Origin of the sequence: Streptomyces pinistramenti, from assembly GCF_020564935.1 — a bacterium.
GTDB lineage: Bacteria > Actinomycetota > Actinomycetes > Streptomycetales > Streptomycetaceae > Streptomyces > Streptomyces pinistramenti.
Genome location: NZ_JAJCXB010000090.1, coordinates 1 through 19,396 on the forward strand (window position 1 = coordinate 1; position 19,396 = coordinate 19,396).

15 protein-coding genes and 1 riboswitch are annotated in these 19,396 nt (G+C 74.0%); of the genes, 8 read left to right on the top strand and 7 right to left on the bottom strand.

What is annotated here, in order from left to right:
• Nucleotides 1–151: 151 nt before the first annotated feature.
• The 3 genes from LIU39_RS32910 to LIU39_RS32920 form a co-directional block, all read right to left on the bottom strand.
• Nucleotides 152–562 carry an SH3 domain-containing protein gene (locus tag LIU39_RS32910; protein WP_227050624.1) on the bottom strand — a complete coding sequence of 137 codons (411 nt, stop codon included), beginning with the start codon at nt 560–562 and terminating at the stop codon, nt 152–154.
• A gap of 253 nt (nt 563–815) precedes the next feature.
• Complete coding sequence (locus LIU39_RS32915; RefSeq protein ID WP_227050625.1) at nt 816–1,004, bottom strand: hypothetical protein; 189 nt, start codon at nt 1,002–1,004, stop codon at nt 816–818.
• A gap of 141 nt (nt 1,005–1,145) precedes the next feature.
• Entirely contained in the window at nt 1,146–2,120 is a 975-nt protein-coding gene (locus LIU39_RS32920) for a DUF6777 domain-containing protein (RefSeq protein WP_227050626.1), read from the bottom strand.
• Nucleotides 2,121–2,544: 424 nt separating this feature from the next.
• Here LIU39_RS32920 and LIU39_RS32925 point away from each other — a divergent pair, with 424 nt between their 5' ends.
• The 4 genes from LIU39_RS32925 (at nt 2,545) to LIU39_RS32940 (ending at nt 9,381) form a co-directional block, all read left to right on the top strand.
• The gene (locus LIU39_RS32925) at nt 2,545–3,384 is read left to right on the top strand and encodes a GntR family transcriptional regulator (protein WP_227050627.1); all 840 of its coding nucleotides are present in this window, start codon (nt 2,545–2,547) and stop codon (nt 3,382–3,384) included.
• Complete coding sequence (locus LIU39_RS32930) at nt 3,377–4,966, top strand: MFS transporter (RefSeq protein ID WP_227050628.1); 1,590 nt, start codon at nt 3,377–3,379, stop codon at nt 4,964–4,966. Before LIU39_RS32925 ends, LIU39_RS32930 begins: the two co-directional genes overlap by 8 nt.
• A 639-nt stretch (nt 4,967–5,605) precedes the next feature.
• Complete coding sequence (locus LIU39_RS32935; RefSeq protein WP_227050629.1) at nt 5,606–8,170, top strand: glycosyltransferase; 2,565 nt, start codon at nt 5,606–5,608, stop codon at nt 8,168–8,170.
• The gene (locus LIU39_RS32940) at nt 8,167–9,381 is read left to right on the top strand and encodes an acyltransferase family protein (RefSeq protein ID WP_227050630.1); all 1,215 of its coding nucleotides are present in this window, start codon (nt 8,167–8,169) and stop codon (nt 9,379–9,381) included. Before LIU39_RS32935 ends, LIU39_RS32940 begins: the two co-directional genes overlap by 4 nt.
• A gap of 76 nt (nt 9,382–9,457) precedes the next feature.
• On the opposite strand, the gene metE is transcribed toward LIU39_RS32940, so the two are convergent.
• Nucleotides 9,458–11,782 carry a 5-methyltetrahydropteroyltriglutamate--homocysteine S-methyltransferase gene (gene metE / locus LIU39_RS32945; RefSeq protein WP_227050631.1) on the bottom strand — a complete coding sequence of 775 codons (2,325 nt, stop codon included), beginning with the start codon at nt 11,780–11,782 and terminating at the stop codon, nt 9,458–9,460.
• A gap of 171 nt (nt 11,783–11,953) precedes the next feature.
• A riboswitch (cobalamin riboswitch) is annotated at nt 11,954–12,137 on the bottom strand.
• A 49-nt stretch (nt 12,138–12,186) separates the two neighbouring features.
• Entirely contained in the window at nt 12,187–13,485 is a 1,299-nt protein-coding gene (locus tag LIU39_RS32950; RefSeq protein ID WP_227050632.1) for an MFS transporter, read from the bottom strand.
• A 69-nt stretch (nt 13,486–13,554) separates the two neighbouring features.
• Here LIU39_RS32950 and LIU39_RS32955 point away from each other — a divergent pair, with 69 nt between their 5' ends.
• The 4 genes from LIU39_RS32955 (at nt 13,555) to LIU39_RS32970 (ending at nt 18,462) form a co-directional block, all read left to right on the top strand.
• A complete protein-coding gene (locus tag LIU39_RS32955) occupies nt 13,555–14,349 on the top strand; it encodes an AraC family transcriptional regulator (RefSeq protein WP_227050633.1) in 795 nt (264 codons plus the stop codon).
• Nucleotides 14,350–14,599: 250 nt separating this feature from the next.
• Nucleotides 14,600–15,484: an alpha/beta fold hydrolase gene (locus LIU39_RS32960; protein ID WP_227050634.1), complete on the top strand. Its 885-nt coding sequence runs from the start codon at nt 14,600–14,602 to the stop codon at nt 15,482–15,484.
• 260 nt (nt 15,485–15,744) lie between these two features.
• Entirely contained in the window at nt 15,745–16,926 is a 1,182-nt protein-coding gene (gene rsgA, locus LIU39_RS32965; protein WP_227050635.1) for a ribosome small subunit-dependent GTPase A, read from the top strand.
• Nucleotides 16,927–17,031: 105 nt separating this feature from the next.
• Complete coding sequence (locus tag LIU39_RS32970) at nt 17,032–18,462, top strand: DNA-3-methyladenine glycosylase 2 family protein (RefSeq protein WP_227050636.1); 1,431 nt, start codon at nt 17,032–17,034, stop codon at nt 18,460–18,462.
• Here the strand turns inward: LIU39_RS32970 and LIU39_RS32975 are convergent.
• Nucleotides 18,449–18,931, bottom strand: coding sequence for a DUF456 domain-containing protein (locus LIU39_RS32975; protein ID WP_227050637.1), 483 nt, complete (start codon nt 18,929–18,931; stop codon nt 18,449–18,451). The two genes, LIU39_RS32970 and LIU39_RS32975, sit on opposite strands and share 14 nt — an antisense overlap.
• Nucleotides 18,932–19,119: 188 nt before the next feature.
• Nucleotides 19,120–19,396: LuxR C-terminal-related transcriptional regulator (locus tag LIU39_RS32980; protein WP_227050638.1), on the bottom strand; the 277-nt coding region annotated here is incomplete at its 5' end.

A 19,396-nucleotide genomic window follows, 5' to 3' on the forward strand; every position in this document is an offset into this window, starting at 1 on the left:
GACCTCTGCGCCGCCGGCCGGGCGGCTCCTGGTGTGCGCGACGGGGGACGGGCGCACCAGGAGCGGCCCGGCATGCGGCGGCCCGGCGTCCGGTCGTACCGGATGCCGGGCCGTTGTGCGCGGCGGTGCTCCGCGGGCGTGGGGCGGCCGGTCAGCCCTGGGCGTCCGGGTGCGAGCTGTCGGCGCTGGTCCGGCCCCGCAGGACGTCCTTGCAGTACGCCACGACACCGGTGTTGGCGACGTACTTGGCCGACACCCAGGCCGCCCGGTCACGGAGCAGGTACCACACCTCGTTGCCGCCGATGTTCTGCGCGCGGACCTTGCAGCGCAGCCCGACCTGGGCGTTGTGCGCGAGGAAGCCCCTGTTGGAGGAGTCCACGCTGGGGTACTGACGCTGGTTCAGGCCGGTGCGGGCGATGACCGTGCCGTACGGCAACGAGGGGGTCGCCTGGGCCGGAGCCGCGCCGAGCAGGGTGGTGCCGAGGACGACGGCCGCGGTGAGTGCGCCTGCGCCGGTGAGGATCTTCGTGCCGCGGGCCGTGGGGGTGCCGGTCATGGACATGGGGCTCTCCTGTTCTTGATGCGCAATGACGCCCATTGACGCGTGGGGGACATTACGCCCGAAGTGCCCTATTAATTCGTCGAAACCGCGGTGAGAGAGCTGATCGTGTGATAAAGCGGGTGCCCCTCCGGCGCGCCCCCGCCACCCCCGCCACACAGCGCCGTGCGCCGCCGCCCGGGGGCCCGCGGGCCCGGGGGCGGGGCCCGCCCCCCGGGGCACGGCGTCCCGGGAGGCGGAGCACGTCCGCTACGGCTCACGGCAGGTAGCGCTCGATGGCGGCGGCCCCTTTCTCGTTGATCAGGCGCCGTGCCCATTCCAAGTTCGCGGGGCTGGGCTCACGCCCTGAGGCCCGCACCACATCCTCGGCATCGAACGGCCGCTCGCCGCCGGTGAACAGCTCTTTCGGCCGTGCGGTGGTCGACCCGTCGTCGTCCTTGCTCACGGATCCTCCTCTTCCGGCCCTTTCGGCGCCCGCCTGCTCACGCCTACTCGCGGCCGACGCTCACCTCGGGTCTCTCCATCATGCTGCGGACCCCGCTGGTCCGCACGGCGCTGGTCCGCACACCGGGACGGGCCGCCGCCGTCAGGCCCCAGGTGCCGCGCCCCCGCCCGGGGTGCCGTTCGGCTCCGACGTAGGGCGGTCGGATGCGCCGGTGGTGCCGCGTGGGCGGGCGAACCAGTGGCCCGTGGCGGGGTCGAGGAGGACGAAGGTGTCCACCATGGCCGACGTCTGCTGCACCACCACCACGTCCGACGGGCGGTACGCGGGCCACGCCTCGCCGGTCGTCGCCGGGGCCTTCTTGAGCGCCACCGGCGGAGTCAGCGGATTGCCGCATGCGCAGCGCACCCGTGGCAGGCCGTGCGCGTCCACCAGGACCGCGGTCCCGGCCTGGAGTACCGACTGGTAGGCGAAAGCCTCGCCGCCCGTGAAGCCGTGGTTGGTCACCCGGGTGTCCCTCCGCAGCGCCACGGGTGTGAGCGCCCGCAGGTAGCCGGGGACCGCCGCGTCGTCGACGCCGGCGAGGTCGCCGAACGCCGTGGTTTTCGCCCGGTCGCCGGTGAGGAGGCCGATCTGCCGGGCCACGTCGCAGCTCGCGGTGGAGCGTGTGCCGCCGTACAGGCCGGGCGCCGATCCCTGGACGCTGCGGACGGTGCCCGTACCGCCGGGCGGGGTGCCGGGCGGGGCCGCCGGGGGAGCGGTGGGCGTGGGGGCTGCGGCCGCCGATGTGGCCGTCGATTCCGTGAAGGGGCTGGGGCCGGGCGCCGCGGCCGGCTGGAGCAGGACCTCGCCGGGGCCCGGGAGGATGTCCTCGTCGTGGCCCGGCCGGGTGAGGAAGACGGTCAGGACGAGGACGGCGGCGAGGACGGCGACGGCCACGGCGAGCCGGGCGGACGGCCACCACCACGGCTGCCGGCCACCAGGACCGCGCCCCGGTCCTCCGGCCGGACCGCGCCCAGGCCGCCCGCCGTCACCGGAATTGCCGCCGCCCCGCCGTCCTGCGGAGGGGCCGGCGGGCGGCTCCGTCGGGTCGCTGTCAGGCGCTGGTGGCGATGTCACGGGCCTCTTTTCCGATCTTCCGGCGTCCGACGGGTGAGCCGTCCGACAAAGCGAACTTTGCCGGGATGCGCGGCGGTGTGCACCTTCATCTGCTCCGGTCCGGCACCCCTCGCGAGCGGGCGCGACGGCCGCGCTCCACCGGGCGGCGCACCTCGTGGCGGCCCGCTTCCGTGCCGACGGCGCTGCCCCGCGCCCCGCGGCCCGTGCCGCGCCGCGCGCCCCGGCCGTCGCGCGGTGGCGGAACGCTCGGGCCTGCGCCGCCTTTCGGCACGTCGGGGCGTTTTCGCAGGTCATGATGGGTGGCGTAACCTCGCCGAAACATCATCGGCCTAGCGTGGGCGGCCGCCGGGCACCGGGTGGTCCACCGCTTACGCGGTGTCCGCCGCGGTCCGGCCGCCCCTGCTCCCCACCGTGCGGAGAACCGATGACCAGGCCGCCCACCGGCCCACGCCACCCCCAGGAGAGTGCCGGAGTACCGCCGTCGCCGGGCCGCCGCCCGCGGGCCGACCGGGCGCGCCAGGTCGCCGAGGTGCTGCGCCACCAGATCGCATCCGGCGCGTTCCCCTCCGGGATGCTGCCCGACGAGCGCCGGCTGATCGGCGACTTCGGCGTCTCGCGGAACACCGTGCGCGAGGCCCTGCGCCTGCTGCGCGACGACGGCGCCGTCGAACGCCGTCAGGGCGTCGGCACCGTCATCACGCACCGCACCTACGAGCACGGCCTGCACCGGCTCACCGGCCTTGCCGAGACGCTGGGTTCGCACGGCGAGGTCGCCAACGAGGTGCGGGCGGCCGAGGTGGTCAGGGCGCCCGCGGACGTCGCCCGCCGGCTCGGCGTGCCCGAGGGCGGGCGGGTGGTCTCCATCGAACGGCTCCGCTCGCTGGGCGGGCTGCCGCTGTCGCTCGACCTGACGTATCTGCCGCTCGACATCGGACTGCCGCTGCTGGACGCGGACTTGGCCTGCCGCGACCTGTTCGCATTGATCGAGCAGTCGCTGGGCGGGCCGCTCGGTTCGGCGAGCCTCGCTGTGCACGCGGTGAACGCCGACGCGCCCACCGGAGCGCTGCTCGGCGTGGAGCAGGGCGCCGCCGTGTTCACCGTCGAGCGGCTCACCAGGCTGCCCGGCGGGCGCCCCGTCGACCTGGAATTCCTCCGCATCCGCGGCGACCGGCTCGCGTTCCGCGCCGAGTTGGGGCGCGCGGCCGCACCGGACACGCCGCCGGAAGGCGCGCCGCACGGGGACGGAGGAGGCCCCGGTGACTGAGCGGCAGCCCGCCCCAGTCCCGGCGCAGGATCCCGGCCCGCGCGCAGTGCCCGCCGGGGACACCGGCCATCCCACCCGTGCCACCGTCGCGGTGATGGGCCTGTGCGTGACGCTGGTCGTCGGCATGGTCTCCGCCGTCAATCTCGCCATCCCCGCTCTGTCCCGCAGCGCGCTGCGGCCGTCGGCCGCCGAGGTGGTGTGGGTGGTGGACGGTTACGTCGTGCTCTTCGCCTGCCTGCTCATCCCGGGCGGCGCACTCGCCGACCGGATCGGCCGCAAGGGCACGCTGCTGGGCGGGATGGCCCTGTTCACCGCCGGGTGCGTGCTGTGCGCGACGGCGCCGGGTGTCGCCGTCGTGATCGCCGGGCGGATGCTCAGCGGGGTGGGCGCGGCGGCCGTGCTGCCCACGACGCTGGCCCTGCTGGTGGACGGCGCGCCGCCGGAGCGCAGGCCACGGCTGGTCGCGGTCTGGGCGTCGATGACGGGCATGGCGGCGGTCCTCGGCAACGTCGGCGGCGGTGCGGCGCTGCAGACCGGATCCTGGCGCGCCCTGTTCTGGTGCGTCGTCCCGCCGGCCGCGCTGGCGCTCGTCCTGGTGGCCCGCTGCGCCCCGGCCCAGCCGCCCCGTGACCGCCCGGTGTCCCCGCTCTCGGCCGCGCTCCTGACGACCGGATTCCTGGCCCTGCTCGCCGGGGTCGTCGCCGCCCCGCAGCAGGGCTGGGCCAGTCCGCGGGTGCTCGGCGCGTTCGCCGGCGCCTGCCTGCTGCTCACCTGGTGGGTACGGCACGAGCTGCGGCATCCCCGGCCCATGCTGGACCCCCGGCTGTTCACGCTCCCCGCGGTGCGCGCGGGCGCCCTCGGCATGGTGCTGGTCTTCGTCGGGATGTTCGGCCTCTTCTACGTCAACGGCCAGTACCTGCAGTACGTGAAGGGGTACTCGCCGCTCGGTGCCGGGCTGCGGCTGCTGCCGATGGCGGCCGCGCTGCTCCTCGCGCCGCGGGCCGCGGTACGGCTCGAAGCGCGGCTGGGGCCGCGCCGGACGGTGGCCTGCGGCCTGCTGGTGCTGGCCGCGGGTCCTGCGACCGTCGCGACCGTCGGCGTGCACACCCCGTACGCGCTCTACGCCCTGGGTGCCACCCTCACCGCCGCGGGCTGCGGCCTCGCCACCCCGCTGCTGTCGCACGCCATGCTCTCCGCGCTGCCCGCGCACCGGGCCGGGGTCGGGTCCGGGCTCCAGAGCCTGGCCCGCGAACTGGGCAGCGCGCTGGGCGCCGCCCTCAGCGGCACGATGATCGCCGCGGTCTTCGTGACCCGGCTGCCGCCGGAGCTGCGCGGCCCCGGCGCCCCCACCACCGTCGCCGCGGCCGAACGCGCGTCGGCCGCCTCCGGCCTCCCGCCCGGCTCCTCGCGCCCGGCCGTCCTGACCGCCTTCACCGATGCGCTCGATACGACGATGACCGTCCTCACGCTGGTCATCGTGGCGGCCGGTGCCCTGGTGGTCCTGTGGTACCCGAGTACGGAGCGGGCCGTGCGGACCCGGGGGCGGGAGGACGTCAACGAGCGTGCGAGGCACGGGAGTTGAGGGGGTGATGCCCGCCCGCCGAGGCGTGATGCGGTCCCGCTGCGGCGATACCCGTCCATCAACTTCCTTACGGCGCAGAGCCGGTGTACCGGTGCGTACCGGGTGGCCGGGACGGCAGGATGCCTGGACGTAATGAGAGCGTTACGCAGATGAAGGTGCGGCGTCACAGTGATCCTTGAGGCTCGTGTTGCCGACGGGCTCGCGTAGTTGACCCGTCGGTGCGCCACCACATCCGGTCCTCCCCCCACAATCCGATCAGGATGGGACCTCCTCATATGCGAACACCGCTGAGCCGTGCTCCCGCGCGGCGAGGGCTGCCACGTGTGCCTCTCGCCGCTGCGGAGCCGTCCGCGCAGAAACGGCGTCCATCCGCCGTTGCCATTGTCATGTATTGGACAGGATTGGCGGGTGCGGTGCGGCGCCCGGCAATCCCGAACACCGCGCCGCCGTACGCCCAGGCGAGGCCGTGCGGGTGACCCCCACCTCCCCGACGGATCGGCAACGGCCGCAGTTCCCGCTGCGCTGCCGATGAACACGCCTTCCGTACGCGGCAGTTGAGGCGATCCGGTCCGCAGTTGCCGGGTTACCGGCGGCGGGCCGGTCCGCTCCCTGCCCCGTGGCAAGAAAGGACCCCCACCGGTGCTCACTTCGCACCCCGCACACACCCCCGAATCCCCCGTGGCCCTGCTCGGCGACCAGGAAGACGGCCCCCACACCCCCACCGCACCCGTCGAGCCGTACGCCGGCGGCCACGTCCTCGCCGTCGGCACCCCGGGCCCCCGCCTCGACCGGCTCACCCGGACCCTGCGCGCGACCGGCCACGACGTCAGCCACGCCGCGCCCGGCGGGATCGGCCAACAGGTCAGCCAGGCGCCCCCGGACGCGATCGTCGCCCTGGACGAACCGGCCGGACACCCCGCGGCCGACGACCGGGACCACGACCCGCGCGCCGGACTCGACGTCATCCGCGAGATACGCACCGCCCCCGCAGGGCGGGCCCTGCCACTGCTCATGGTCACCGGAGCCCCCGGCAGCGCCGGCGTCGTCGACATGCTGCGGAACGGCGCCGACGACTGCATACCGGAAGCCTCCGACCCGGTCGAACTGTCGGCCAGGATCGAGGCGAAGCTGCGCCGCCTCCCGGTCCCCGTCGAGAACCTGCTGCTCGATCCGCGCACCGGCCTCTACTCCCACCCGCACTTCGTCGACGAACTCGACCGCGAGCTGCAACGGCCCGAGGCGAGCCGGAGCGGCGGCGTACTCGCGGTGGTCGGCGTGGCCGAGATGCACGCCCTGGAAGCCCGCCTCGGCCCGCGGGTACGCCGCGAGGTCGCCGAACGCCTCGCCGGGGTCGTCAATGCGATATCCCCTGCTCGAACGGAGTCGAGAGCTTGGGGTGGGGTATCCCCTGCTCGAACGGAGTCGAGAGCTTGGGGTGGGGTATCCCCTGCTCGAACGGAGTCGAGAGCTTGGGGTGGGGTATCCCCTGCTCGAACGGAGTCGAGAGCTTGGGGACGGCTCGGCAGCTTCTGCGACCGCTTCGGCTGGGACGAGGACGGGCATCTGCTGATGCTGCTGCCCGGAGTCGACGGCGAGACGGCGCGCCGCAGCCTGGAGAAGTTCGCCGCGACCGTCGCCGGCACCCGCTTCGTCGTCGCCGACGAGAACGTCCGGCTGACCCCGGCCATCGGCTGGCTGCCGCTGGCCGAGTGCCCGGACGGCGGCGAGGGCCTGCGGCGGGCAGGCGGCGCGGTGACCGAGGCGCTCCGCCACCGGGACCTGCGGCCGGTCCGCTACGCCCGCTGGATGCGCGGCACCCCGCACCACCGCCGTCGCCGCCCGCTCGGCTCGCTCGTCCGCCCGGCGCTGTCCGCCCTGTCCCCGGTGCTCGTCCTGCTCCTCGGCGTCGCCGTTCCCTTCGTGCTCTACCGGCAGAGCTACGCACTGGGCTGGGATCTCGGCTCGGCGATGTACTGGGTGGTGGTGGCGGGACTCGTCCTGTCCGCCCTGCTGATCGTCCTGGAATGCCTCTTCTCGCTGGACGCGACGGCCAGGCCCGCATCACCCGGGGCGCCGTACCCGCCGGCCAGTGCCGTCATCGCCGCGTATCTGCCCAACGAGGCGGCCACCATCGTCGAGACCGTCGAGTCGTTCCTGCGCCTGGACTACCCCGGCGAGCTGGAGATCGTGCTCGCGTACAACACGCCGCACCCGCTGCCCGTCGAGGACACCCTGCGTGCCATCGCCCGCCGCGACCCGCGTCTGGTGCTGCTGCCGGTCGTCGGCAGCACGTCGAAGGCGCAGAACGTCAACGCCGCGGTCACCCGGGTACGCGGCGAGTTCGTCGGGATCTTCGACGCCGACCATCACCCGGCGCCGGCCGCCTTCCGTGACGCCTGGCACTGGCTGTCGAACGGCTACGACGTCGTCCAGGGCCACTGCGTGATCCGCAACGGCGACAGTTCCCGGGTCGCGAAGCTGGTGGCGGTGGAGTTCGAGGCGATCTACGCGGTCAGCCATCCCGGCAGGACCCGGTTGTACGGCTTCGGCGTCTTCGGTGGCTCGAACGGCTTCTGGCGCACCGACCTGCTCGCCCGTACCCGGATGCACGGCTCGATGCTGACCGAGGACATCGACTCGACCCTGCGGGCACTCGGCGAAGGCGCCAGGTTCGCCGTCGACCGCACCCTGCTCTCCCGCGAACTGGCGCCCACCACCCTCACGGCACTGTGGAACCAGCGCTCCCGCTGGGCACAGGGCTGGCTCCAGGTCTCGCTCAAACACCTGTGGAGCGGGCTGCGTTCGCCCGCCTTCACTGCACGGCAGAAGCTCGGCCTGCTCGTGCTGCTCGGCTGGCGCGAGGTGCAGCCCTGGCTGACGCTCCAGATCCTGCCGGTCCTGGCCTACTCCGCCTGGCGGGCCGGCGGCCTCCAGCACCTGGACTGGGCGGTGCCGGTCTGCGTCCTGGCGATGCTCTTCACGGTGGCGGCGGGACCGGTGCAGGCGCTCTTCGCCTGGCGGCTCGCGGTCCCCGAACTGCGCGGCCGCGGCCCGTGGTTCTGGTCGTACCTGCTGGTATCGACCGTCTTCTACAGCCACTTCAAGAACATGGTGGCCCGCCAGGCCCACCTCAAGGAAGCGCTGGGCGACCGGCAGTGGCGGGTCACCCCGCGCGCGGCGGTCAAGGCGGTGGCGCGGCGATGAGCACCGACACCGCCACCCGCCCGCCCGAGGACGCACCGGACCGCGGCCGGGCCTCCGACATCGACGGCCTGCGCGGCCTGGCGGCGCTGAGCACGCTGCTCTACCACGTCTGGCAGCAGTACTACCGCTACGACGCGGCCGGCAGCCACCCGCCGGTGGACAACCCCCTGATCGGCGCCGCCTTCTCGTTCGAGGTCATCGACCTGTTCTTCGTGATGTCGGCGTACCTGCTGACGCTGTCCTACGCCCGCGCGGCCATCGACGGACGCCCGATCCGGCCGGCCAGGGTCTTCCTCTTCCGGCGCGCGATCCGGATCCTGCCGCTGTACGTCCTCGCGGTGCTGGTGGTCTGGGCGAGCCGCAATCCGACGCTGCCCGGCGACTGGCGTGACCTGGCCGAACACCTCACCTTCACGCACGTCTTCGACCAGCAGCGGATCTTCTACACCCTCGGCCCGACCTGGTCGCTGTCCCTGGAGGTCTGCTTCTACCTCGTCCTGGTGGCGATCGGGCCGCTCGCCGTACGTGCCTGCCGGCCGCTGCGGCAGCGGCGGACCCGGGTGGCGGTGTGCGCGGCGGGCTGCCTGGCGCTGTACGCCGTGCCGTTCGGCTGGATCGCCGTCGCCCACTACGGGTTCGGCGTGCCGCACACCGACTGGGCGGTCTACTTCGGCCCGCAGGCCCGGTTCGGCGGCTTCGCGGCCGGCATGGGGCTCGCCGTGCTGATGGCTGCGCTGGGGGAGCGGGGCAGGCCGGCCGGGCGGGTCGCGCTGCCGCTCTGTGGCGTCGCGCTCGCCGGGCTCTACTGCCTGTCGCTGTTCTCCGCCCCGGAGAACGCCGCCTTCACCTTCTACCACCCGCTGGCCTCGGCACTGTGGGCGCTGCTGCTCTTCTGCACCGCGCACGTCCGCCGAAGGACCTGCTGGAACCGGATGCTGACGGCCCGCTGGATGGCCGCCGTGGGCCTGGTCAGCTACAGCCTGTTCATCTGGCACGAGCCGGTCATGCTCCAGCTCCACAAGGCCGGACTGCTCCCCACCGGCCAGGCGGGCTTCCTGCCTGCGCTGGCGATCGTGACGGCCGTCGCGCTGCCGGTGGCCGCGCTCAGCCACTGGCTGCTGGAATACCCGGCGAGCCTGCTGGGCCGGCTGAAGGACTCGCGTGGCCGCCCCCGGGACTTCTATCCGGAGGCGGCCCGCCAGGCGGCCTAGGAACCTGCGCCCGGGACAAGGGGGTTGGGCACGCCTCCGGGCCCTGTGAGCCGCACAGGGCCCGGAGGCGCGGGTGTCAGGAAGCCGTGCCGGACAGTCCGCCGCGCACCGTACGGGCGGCGGTGACGAGGTTCTCCAGCGAGGTGCGGACCTCGGGCCAGCCGCGGGTCTTCAGGCCGCAGTCCGGATTGACCCACAGCCGCTCGGGGGGAATGGCCTCAAGTCCCTTGCGCAGCAGTGCGGTCACCTCGTCGGCGCCGGGAATGCGGGGCGAGTGGATGTCGTAGACGCCGGGCCCGGCCTCGCGCGGGTAGCCGTGCGAGGCCAGTTCGCGGGCGACCTGCATGTGGGAGCGGGCCGCTTCGAGGCTGATGACGTCCGCGTCGAGATCGTCGATGGCCTGGACGATGTCGCCGAACTCCGCGTAGCACATGTGGGTGTGGATCTGGGTGTCGGGACGCACCCCGCCGGTGGTGAGCCGGAACGCTTCGGTGGCCCAGGCCAGGTAGGCGGCGCGGTCCGCGGCCCGCAGCGGCAGTGTCTCGCGCAGCGCGGGTTCGTCGACCTGGATCACCGACGTGCCGTTCGCCTCCAGGTCGCCCACCTCGTCGCGCAGGGCCAGCGCCACCTGGCGTGCGGTGTCGGCGAGCGGCTGGTCGTCGCGGACGAAGGACCAGGCGAGCATGGTGACCGGGCCGGTGAGCATGCCCTTGACCGGCCGGTCGGTGACCGACTGGGCGTACGCCGTCCAGCGGACCGTCATCGGTTCGGGCCGGGAGATGTCGCCGGCCAGGATCGGCGGCCTGACGTAGCGGGTGCCGTAGGACTGGACCCAGCCGTGCCGGGTGGCGAGGTAGCCGGTGAGCTGCTCGGCGAAGTACTGGACCATGTCGTTGCGTTCCGGCTCGCCGTGCACCAGGACGTCGATACCGGCCTTCTCCTGGAAGGCCAGCACCTCGCGGATCTCCGCCGCGATCCGCTCCTCGTACGCGTCCGTGCCGATCCGTCCGGCACGCAGGTCGGCGCGTGCCGTGCGCAGCTCGGCGGTCTGCGGGAACGAGCCGATGGTGGTGGTCGGCAGCAGCGGAAGCCTGAGGTGGGAGCGCTGGGCGGCGGCACGGTCGGCGTACGGCGCCGAGCGGTGGACGTCCGCGTCGGTGACGGCGGCGGCGCGGGCGCGCACCGCGGGGTCGCGGGTGAGGGCGGACGCGGTACGGGAGGCCAGGTCGGCGCGGTTGGCGGCGAGTTCGGCGGTGATGGCGCCGGTGCCCTGCGCCAGGCCGCGGGCCAGGGTGACGATCTCGGCCGTCTTCTGGCGGGCGAAGGCGAGCCAGCGGGCCACCTGCGGGTCGATGTCGCGTTCGGCGGCGGCATCCAGCGGGACGTGCAGGAGGGAGCAGGAGGAGGCGATGTCGACGCGGCCGGCGAGGCCGAGGAGGGTGCCGAGCGTGGACAGCGACCTCTCCAGGTCGTTGATCCAGATGTTGCGGCCGTTGACGACCCCCGCGACCAGGCGCTTGTCCGGCAGGCCGCCGACGGCTGCCAGCGCGTCGAGGTTGGCCGCGGCCGCGTCGGTGAAGTCGAGCGCCAGGCCGTCCACCGGTGCCTTGGCCAGGACGGGGAGGGCGTCGCCGAGCCGGTCGAAGTAGGAGGCGACCAGCAGCTTCGGGCGGTCGGTGAGCGTACCCAGGTCGCGGTAGGCGCGGGCGGCCGCGTTCAGCTCGGCAGGCGTGCGGTCCTGTACCAGGGCCGGCTCGTCCAGTTGCACCCACTCGGCACCCGCGGCCCGCAGATCGGCGAGCACCTCGGCGTAGACGGGCAGCAGCCGGTCGAGCAGGGTCAGCGGCTCGAAGCCGGCGGCGACGCCGGGCGCGGGCTTGGCCAGCAGCAGATAGGTGACCGGGCCGACCAGGACCGGGCGCCCGGTCAGGCCGAGCGCGGCGGCCTCCTTGAACTCGGCGACCTGCCGGGCGGAGTCCGCGGCGAAGACCGTATCGGGCCCCAACTCCGGCACCAGATAGTGGTAGTTGGTGTCGAACCACTTGGTCATCTCCAGCGGCGCCACTTCCTGGTTGCCGCGGGCCATCGCGAAATAGCCGTCCAGCGCGTCGGCGGCCACCGCGTCCCGGTGGCGGGCGGGGATCGCGCCGACCATGACGCTGGTGTCCAGCACGTGGTCGTAATACGAGAAGTCGCCGGTGGGCACCTCGTCGATGCCGGCGTCGGCCAGCTGCTGCCAGTGCCGACGGCGCAGCCCGGCCGCCGTGCCGCGGAGCGCGTCGGCGGTGACCTGGCCCTTCCAGTAGCCCTCGATGGCCTTCTTCAGTTCCCGGTGCTGTCCCTGGCGGGGGTAGCCGTGCACGGTGGCCCGTGCTGCCGCGGCTGCGGACTTGCTGGTCACGGAACTCTCCTTCGCGAGTGTGTCTCCATGCGACCCCGGTGTGGTCACGGGCGCGAAGGGTGCCGAACCGGGCGGGCCACGGCGCCGTACGCGCCTGTGCCCGCCTGATCAGTACGCCGACCCGCCCACGAGGTCACCGGGATCACCGCGCACGAGGCCGCGCGCGGGCAGTGGCAGGTCTTCGGACTCACGGGCACGTCTGCCTGGGGCGGACACCTACTGGCCGTCGCTTCCCGGTCCCGTTCGGGGCCAGTGCGTATGACGGCGGTCGTTCCCGTTCACCGCTGCGGGGCAGTCCCGGATTCCCACCGGGTTCCCTCTTGCGACGCGCCTGCCTGGCGGACAGGGCGAACCAGCTGCACCGCCCAGCCTATGGGCTCGGCCGGGTATCCGGACAGTGCCGTTCAGATGCCGGGACGTGAGGTGGGACACCCGGTGCCGGGCAGCAGCCCGACGAGCAGGCCCGCCAGGGCGGCGGCGGTGCCGGTGGCCACCACGGCGGGCCAGCCGCCGGCCGTCCAGGCCAGCGTCCCGCACAGCGACCCGAGGGCGATCCCCAGGAAACGGAAGGTGAAATAGAGAGTGTTGAGACGGTTGTGGATCGCCGGATCGAGGGTGAACAGGGCCGTCTGGCAGGCCGCCTGGCTGCCCCAGACCCCGACGTCCAGGACGATCACCCCGGCGGTCAGCCACCACAGCCCTGTGCCGCCGGGCAGCAGGAGCAGCCACCCCGCGATGACCAGGCCGACCAGGGCGGCCAGCGCGCTGCGGCGGCCGATGCGGTCGGCCAGCCGCCCGGCGTACGGCGAGGCGAGCGCGCTGGCCGCGGCCACCAGACCGAACAGGCCGATCCCGGTCGGACCGAGCCGGAAGTGCTGTTCGAGCAGGAACGTCAGCGTCGTCCAGAAGGCGCCGAACGCGATCCCCACCAGCGCCCCCGAGAGCGTGATCAGCCGGACCAGCGGCCGGGCGCGGAAGAGCCCGGGGAGCGAGGCGAGCGTGGCGCGGTAGGGGGCGGCGCCGGTCGCCGGGACGGACGGCAGGGCCCGCCGCAGCACGAGGACGAGCAGCAGCGTGAGCACGCAGGAGCAGCCGTACACGGCGCGCCACCCGGCCAGTTCGGCGAACGCGCCGGAATAGGCGCGGGACGCGAGCACACCCACCAGCAGCCCGCCCTGCACGGTGCCGATGATGCGGCCCCGGCCCTTGCCGCTGCCCCGTCCGCCGTCCCCGCCGTCCGCCCGGTCGGCCAGGGCCACCGCGAGCGGTGTGACCAGCTGTGGGACCGGTGACAGCAGGCCCACGGCGAAGCTGGCGACGACCAGGCACCACACCGAGGGGGACACCGCGCACACGGCGAGCGCCAGGGCGGACGCCGTGCCGAGCCCGAGGATCAGCCGCCGCCTGTCGTGACTGTCGCCCGCCGGAACCAGCAGCAAGATGCCTGCCGCGTAGCCGAGTTGGGTGGCGGTGGGGACGGCCCCGAGAGTATCGGCGTCTACGCCGAGCGACGCCGCCGCGGCTCCCAGCAGCGGCTGGTTGAGGTAGACGTTGGCGGCCGTGACGGCACTGGTGGCCGCCAGCAGCCAGATCAGCGACCGGCCAGGCCCAAAGATCCCGGGCGCGGACAGCGCCGATGTGCCGCCTCCGCGACGGAAGCGGGGCCGGGACCGGACAGGGGGAGGGAAGGAGGAATCGCTCACGATCCGACGCTAAGGCGCCCGTCACCGGCATACTTTCGCTGTCCTGCCATCGTCTGTCGAGAATGTGCCATGTACGGAAAGAGCGAGCACCGCGACGACTACCAGCACGTCCCCAGGCCGCTCGCCGCGATGGCACGCGACCTCCCCGACGGCCATCACATCCCGCCGCACCACCACCGCCGCGCCCAGCTGATCTACGGCACGACCGGGGCCATCACCGTCGCCACCGACTACGGCCTCTGGGTGGCTCCCGCCACCCGCGGCGTCTGGATCCCGGCCGGCCTGACCCACGCGATGACCTGCGCGGGCGCGGTCGCCATGCGCACCCTCTACCTCACGCCGCAGGCGGTCGGACAGCTGCCCGCGACCCCCACCGTCGTCGCGGTCTCCCCGCTGCTGCGTGAACTCATCGACGAGGCCACCCGCATCCCCCTCGTGTACGACCGCGACGGCAGGGACGGCAAGGTCATGGACCTGCTGCTCCTCCAGCTCGCCCCGCACCCGGCCCCCGCGCTGCACCTGCCGGCACCGGACGACCCCCGGCTCGACGCGCTCTGCGAGGCGATCCGCCGGGATCCAGGCGACCGCTGGACGACCGCGGACGCCGCAGCCCGCGCCCACCTGAGCCCGCGCACCCTGCACCGCAGGTTCACCGCGGCGACGGGCATGAGCCCGGCCCACTGGGTGCAGCAGGCCAGACTCGTCCGCGCGGTCACCCTGCTCGCCACAGGCACCCCGGTCACGGCCGTCGCCGCCCGCCTCGGCTACGCCACCCCCAGCGCCTTCACCGCGATGTTCCGCCGCACCCTCGGCACCACCCCCACGGCCTACTTCACCGATCGCGCGGGGCCCGGCGCCGCTTGACCACGCCTTCGTCGGCCCGGTCGCGGTCGCCCGTCAACGGTCTGCGGCGCGCGCGTCGAAAACGGCTGCGGGCGCCGTGCGGTGCCCGATGCCGTCGCGACCTCGCCGACAACGGATATGCGCCTGAGCTGCCCGGTCACCACGAGGTGCCCCTCTCACGAAAAAGTGCGTTCTTCCTGCGTGGAGCCTCCTTCCCTACGGTGAGTGAGTAACCAGAAGTGACCACCTGAGCAGGGCGGGGACGACACCCATGTACGTGCACGACCACCTCGGACAGCCGCTGACCTCGGCACGCCGGTCCGTGAACGGCACCACGCTCCACTACCGCACGGGAGGTCAGGGCGAGCCCGTGGTGCTGCTCCATGGCGCGCCGAAGACCAGCTACCACTGGCGGGACGTCGTCCCGTACCTGACGCCCCATCACACCGTGATCACGCCGGACCTGCGCGGCTTCGGCGATTCCGCCCCGGCCGCCACCGGCTTCGACACCGCGACACTCGCCGACGACATCGCCGAGCTGATGAGCGCGCTCGGCTTCGACTCCTACCGTGTCGTCGGCGAGGACTGGGGCGCCGCGGTCGGCTACCGGCTCGCCGCCCGCCACCCCGGCCACGTACGTCAACTTGTCTACCAGGAAGCCTACTTGGCGGGATTCGGCTGGGAGGAGATGACGCACCTCAGTGCGGAGCGGGTGGCCGCCGGGCAGTGGATCCACCACATCGGCTTCTTCTTCCAGCCGGACGTCCCCGAGATGCTCATCACCGGGCGCGAGCGGCAGTTCATCGACCACTGGATGTCCCAGGAGGCCCACCACGTCGACGCGCTGTCCGCCGACTTCCTCGACGAATACGTCCGGTGCGCCAGGCTCCCCGGCCGCCTGCGGGCGATGCTGGCCGTCTACCGCGCCTCTCTTGAGGACGCCGAGCTGAACCGCGCCGCCGCCCGCACCCCGCTGCCGATGCCCGTCCTCGCGGTCGGCGGGCGGTACGCCATGGGCGGCGATCCGGCCCGGCAGATGCGCGAGGTCGCCACCGACGTGCGCGAGGTGCTGCTCGACGCGGGGCACCACCCCGCCCAGGAGGCACCGCGCGAAACGGCCGAGGCGTACCGGGAGTTCTTCACCGGCGGCCGCTGACGGCGGCCCCTCGGAAAAGGGTTGGCGCCGCCGTCAGCGGCCGGGCTACGGTGAAGCCGTTCCGCACGGAGGCCACGACCGACCGCCGTGCCCGGCTGCGAATGGACCAGGAGGTGTGACCGATGGCTGTGGTGACGACGGGCGCTGCCCGTACCCAGAAGAGCATCAGTTCCGCTTCCGTGGCCTCCGGCTGAGTCCTCGATCCTTTCTTTCCCCCGCGCCGCGCGGGGTGCCGGGGCCGCCCTTGTGAAGGGTTTCCCTTGAATTTCCCGTCTGCTTCATCGGACGCGTCGACCCACGCGCTGTCTTCGTACGGCTGGGACGACGGTTTCGCGCAGAGTTTCCTCCCCCATACCGGGCAGGGGTCCGTGCCCGGCCGCATCATCCGCGTGGACCGCGGGCGGGTGGACGCCGTCGTGGCCGAAGGCGACAGTGTCCGCACCGTCCTGGCGGACACCGCGCCGGTGGCGACCGGCGACCCGATGCGGGTGCCGTGCACCGGCGACTGGGCGCTGATCGACCTGGAGAACGGCCTGAGCGGCGACCATGTCGACGGTGTCGTACGGGCGTTGCTGCCCCGGCGGACGGCGTTCGTGCGGTCCACGTCGTCCAAGCGCTCCGAGGGCCAGGTGCTGGCCGCGAACGTCGACACCATCGTCATCTGTGTCTCGCTCGCGGACCATCTGGACCTCGGACGGATCGAGCGGTTCCTGGCGCTCGCACTGTCCGGATCCGGCGCACAGGGGCCCGGCCGTCCGGAGCTGTCCTGGGACGGCGGCGCCCAGCCCCTGGTCGTGCTCACCAAGGCGGACCTCGTCGACGATCCGGACGGCGTCGGGCACCTCGTCGCCGACGCCGCGGGCACGGCACCGGGCGTGCAGGTCTTGGCCGTCAGTGCCGAGAGCGGCGACGGCATGGACGTGCTGGCCGCCGTACTGTCCGGTGGCACGTCGGTACTGGTGGGACGGTCAGGCGCGGGCAAGTCCACGCTGGCCAACGCGCTGGCGGGCAAGGCCGTGCAGGATGTCCGGGCCATCCGCGACCGGGACGGCAAGGGCCGGCACACCACCACGACCCGTGACCTGCTGCCGCTGGCGTCGGGCGGCGTACTGATCGACACACCGGGGCTGCGCGGCGTCGGCATGTGGGACGCACAGGACGGCCTCAGCCGGACCTTCTCGGACGTCGAAGAACTGGCCCGGGAGTGCCGCTTCCACGACTGCGCCCACGAGACGGAACCCGGGTGCGCCGTCCTGGCGGCGGTGGACGACGGGGCGCTGCCGCAGCGTCGCCTGGACAGCTACCGCAAGCTGCTGCGCGAGAACCAGCGGATCGTGGCGAAGACCGATGCCAGACTGCGGGCCGCCATCCGCCGCGACTGGCGGCAGAAGCAGGCCCTGGGCCGCCACATGATGGAGCGGAAGCGGGGGCCCAGGGGCTGACGACCTGGGGAGCACCCGGCGCGGGGCGGCCCGGTGGCGGTGCCCGGTGCGACGTCCGATTTCCGCCGGTCGGCGGGGCGCGGGCGGCGCACACTGGACGCCGTGATGGATGACGCGACGCGGTACGAGGCGGTGTCCGGCCGCGATGCCAGGTTCGACGGAGAGTTCTTCTTCGCGGTGACCACGACCGGCATCTACTGCCGTCCGAGCTGCCCCGCCCTCACCCCGAAGCAGGCCAACGTGCGGTTCTACCCGTCGGCGGCCGCCGCGCAGGCCGGCGGCTTCCGGGCCTGCCGGCGCTGTCGGCCGGACGCCGTACCGGGGTCCGCCGCCTGGAACGTCCGCGCCGACCTCGTCGGCCGCGCCATGCGGTTCATCGGGGACGGCGTGGTCGACCGGGAAGGCGTCGCCGGGCTCGCGCGGCGCCTGGGGTACAGCACCCGGCAGGTGCAGCGGCAGCTGACCGCCGAACTGGGCGCGGGCCCGGTCGCCTTGGCGCGGGCGCGGCGCGCGCACACCGCGCGGGTGCTGCTCCAGACCACCGCGTTGCCGGTCACCGAGCTGGCCTTCGCCGCCGGGTTCGCCAGCATCCGGCAGTTCAACGCCACCATGCGGGAGATCTACGCCGGGACACCGCGCGAACTGCGGGCCGCGGCCGCCACCGCTGACACCCGGCGCGCCACCGGCCCCGCGCCCGGCGGGATCCCGCTGCGGCTCGCCTTCCGCGGCCCGTACGCGGCCACCGAGATCTTCGACTACCTGGCGGCCGGTGCGGTGGCCGGAGTGGAGGAGATCCGCGGCCCGCGCGGGCGCCGCACCTACCGCCGCACGCTGCGACTGTCGTACGGGACCGCCGTCGCCGAGGCCGACGAGCGCACCCGCGGGCAGCGTCGCGGCGAAGGCGGCCGGCTGGAGGGCCGGCTGCGGCTGACCGATCCGCGCGATCTGGCCACCGCCGTCCAGCGCCTCCGCCGGCTCTTCGACCTGGACGCCGACCCCTACGCGGTGGCCGAGCGGCTGAGCACCGACCCGCTGCTCGGCCCGCTCGTCGCGGCCCGCCCCGGGCTGCGCTCGCCGGGCGCGGCCGACCCCGAGGAACTGGCCGTCCGCACGGTCATCGGCGGGCCGCCGGAGCGGGCGGCGGAGCTGGTGCGGGCCTACGGAAAGCCGCTGGACGCCGCGGACGGCGGGCTCACGCACGTCTTCCCCGCCGCCGCCGAGCTGGTCGGCGCCGCCGTGCCCGAGCCGGTGCGCGCGCTGTGTGCGGCCCTCGCCGACGGCCGGCTCGTACTGGACGCGGGCGCGGACCGGGACGCCGCCGAGCGCACCCTGCGGGAGCTGCCGGGTGTCGGCGCGCGGGCCGCCGCGTACATCCGGATGCGGGCACTGGGCGATCCGGACGCGGGCCCGGACGGCGCGGCCGGTCCCTGGCGGCCGTGGCGGGCCTACGCCCTGCACCATCTGTGGGCCGCCGGGCACCTCCCGGCGGGGGAGTGGCTTCCGCCCGGCGGACCTGCCCTTCTCACCCCGCGATGACCACACCGGCCCAGGCCCCCGCCACCAGCAGGCAGGCCATGAGCTCGATCAGCACGCTCAGGCCGATGGCGCGCAGGGCGGTGCGGGTGGCGGCCCAGGCGTCGCCGTGGCTGCCGAGCCGGATGCGTTCCAGCAGGTAGTGCGCGCCGATGGCGAACAGCGGGGCGCCGATGACGGGGACCAGGAAGAAGCCGGCGATCCCGGCGGCCCCCGCGGCGAACATCGTCCGGTACGGCGTGCCCGCCGCCCGCAGGTTGCGGGCGGGCAGCAGCCATTTCAGGGCCTGGTTGAGCAGCAGCACGACGGTCGCGGCGATCAGCACCGTCCAGGCCGCCGACGACTGCTCGGTCATCGCCCACCACAGCACGCCGGCCCACACGATCGGCGGCCCGGGGACGCCGGGAACCAGCACCCCGAACAGGCCGAGCAGGAGGACCAGGCCGACCGCGACCAGCTGCCAGTCGCTCATGCGCCGGCCTCACTCCGTCCGCCGGCCGCCCCCGCCCGGCACCTGGCCGGCCGGCGAGCCCGGCGCAGCGCCTTCCCGGTCCCGTCCGGCACGCAGCGCACTCTCATGGCCCAAGCCTGCCGGACCCGGCCCGCCTGCGCTCCCCGGTCACGGCCGCGGCCGCCCCTCGCACCGGCGGGCGCGGCACCTCAGCGGGCCAGCCACCCCCGCTCGTACGCCTGCCAGCCCAGCTGCATCCGGGTGGTCACCCCGGCCAGCTCCATCAGATTCCTGACCCGCCGCTGGACGGTGCGCAGGCCGAGGCCGAGCTGTTTGGCGACGCTCGCGTCCGTCAGGCCGGCCAGCAGCAGGGACAGGACTTCGAGGTCGCCGCCGTCCGGGTGGCCGGGATGGTCCTCGTGGAAGGCGCGGTCGGCGGACAGCCGCAGCGGCACGGCCTGCCGCCAGACCGCCTCGAACAGGCCC

Coding starts and splice junctions, on each gene's coding strand:
- LIU39_RS32910 (WP_227050624.1), bottom strand. CDS start 562: ATGTCCATGACCGGCACCCCCACGGCCCGCGGCACGAAGATCCTCACC.
- LIU39_RS32925 (WP_227050627.1), top strand. CDS start 2,545: ATGACCAGGCCGCCCACCGGCCCACGCCACCCCCAGGAGAGTGCCGGA.
- LIU39_RS32940 (WP_227050630.1), top strand. CDS start 8,167: ATGAGCACCGACACCGCCACCCGCCCGCCCGAGGACGCACCGGACCGC.
- LIU39_RS32955 (WP_227050633.1), top strand. CDS start 13,555: ATGTACGGAAAGAGCGAGCACCGCGACGACTACCAGCACGTCCCCAGG.
- LIU39_RS32960 (WP_227050634.1), top strand. CDS start 14,600: ATGTACGTGCACGACCACCTCGGACAGCCGCTGACCTCGGCACGCCGG.
- LIU39_RS32970 (WP_227050636.1), top strand. CDS start 17,032: ATGGATGACGCGACGCGGTACGAGGCGGTGTCCGGCCGCGATGCCAGG.
- LIU39_RS32975 (WP_227050637.1), bottom strand. CDS start 18,931: ATGAGCGACTGGCAGCTGGTCGCGGTCGGCCTGGTCCTCCTGCTCGGC.